The sequence below is a fragment of the Sphingobacterium bovistauri genome (assembly GCF_020295405.1).
Taxonomy (GTDB): domain Bacteria; phylum Bacteroidota; class Bacteroidia; order Sphingobacteriales; family Sphingobacteriaceae; genus Sphingobacterium; species Sphingobacterium bovistauri.
The window spans coordinates 1-1,633 of record NZ_JADEYP010000064.1; the positions used below are offsets into that span (position 1 = coordinate 1).

At 39.2% G+C, this 1,633-nt stretch carries 1 protein-coding gene; it reads right to left on the reverse strand.

Annotated elements, in window-relative coordinates; all coding sequences use genetic code 11:
* Positions 1-127: 127 nt before the first annotated feature.
* Entirely contained in the window at positions 128-1,576 is a 1,449-nt protein-coding gene (locus IPZ78_RS17150) for an IS1182 family transposase (RefSeq protein ID WP_225555201.1), read from the reverse strand.
* Between the last annotated feature and the right edge of the window lie 57 nt (positions 1,577-1,633).

Sequence of the window (1,633 nt, forward strand, 5' to 3'; positions counted from 1 at the left end):
TTTTTGTTTAAAGGATTTCTGGAAGTTTGCTTTTTAATGGCCTTGTTAAAGATTTAACCTACTTGGACTTGCTATTTGGTTTTCTAGCATCCCAATTCGATTGTTTTTGAGGCAATACCCCTCCTTTTTAGATCAATTTCAGGATTCTTTTCAAGTTTACTGTGAATATGGCCATTGCCCCCTGCATTTTCATATTTTGGACACCATAGGAATCTGCTCTTCCATAACCATGGACATTCTTGAGCTCACTGTTCTTAGCTTCAATTTTATATCTTTCCTTAGACTTTTTTCGATAATAATCGGTTTCCTGGAAAGCCATTTGCTCTTTATGAAGTTCGGATTTTATGGTGATTGAATAAGACTTAGTTCTGGACCCTTCCTTGTAACATCCTTCTCTAAGAGGGCAAACTTTACATTTATCCACATCAAAGTAATATGTGTCTGCTTGATTTTTGCCAATGTTCTTTTTGCCCTGACGGGCCTTTCGGATTGCTAGATGGCCTGCCGGACAGATAAACATTCCTGCGTCTTTGTTGTAGTGAAAGTGATCCCCTTCTTTCCTGTGTCCTTGGCTGACTCCCGGATTCAATTTAGCGATGATATCAATATTCTGCTCTTTTGCCAACTGAAGGTTGTCTTTTCCAGAATATGCAGCATCACCTATTATAGTATCCACTTCCATTCCATTTTGTTGGCTGATCTCCAATAACCGAGGCAGTTCCGGACCGTCACCTTTTTCGCCTGTAGTAACCACTGCCGCTGTTATAATGCGTTCCTCGGTCATCGCTAGATGTGTTTTATAGCCAAAGAAACTGCTGTCTACAGATTTATGTCCAAGCCTGGCTTCATCATCTTTAGAGAGCAAATAGTATTCTTTTGTGTCTTCAATGGTTTCCTTCAACAAGTTCAACTTCTCTTTAACAGCCGGTATTTCACTGATAGATTGATCCTGATCAAGGACCCTTTGTAATTCCTTGCAATAGGTAAGCTCTTGATCTAGGTCATTAGATTCGTTCTTGTGTGGCAGATTCACCTTGTATTCCTCATCGATCTGATATATCGCCTTTCTTAATAGCTTGGAGCGTTCCTTGAGCACTTCCAATGCTGTATATGGGTTCGATCTAGAATGGGTATGGGTAGCATCTACAATGATGGATTTAGATTTTATAATACCTTTTTCAAGGGCAATCGATACGGTCTTATTGATCAACAGGTTCAGTAGATCCATATCTTTTAATCGGAGTTTGCGAAACTTGGTTAGTGAACTTGAATTGATCACCTCCTCCTCAGGGGCCATTTCAAGAAAGTATTTAAAGGACATATCATATCTGGATCGCTCAACGACATCCACATCCGAAACGGTATAGATCGTTTTTAACAGAAGATACTTGAACATCTTGATAGGGCTCTCCGCTGTACGACCATTAGTGTGGCAATACTTCTCCAAAAGCTCGTCATAGATAAAACTGAAATCGATAAGATCGTTGATTTTTCGAAGTAGATTGTCTTTTGGAACAATGATATCGTACAATCCTGAATAGGAACTGAAATGTATTTTTTGTTGGGTAGAAAGCATCCTGATGTCCGTTAAAACCTACTTTAAGATACGAAAAAAGGAGCAGAAAACTGTTGT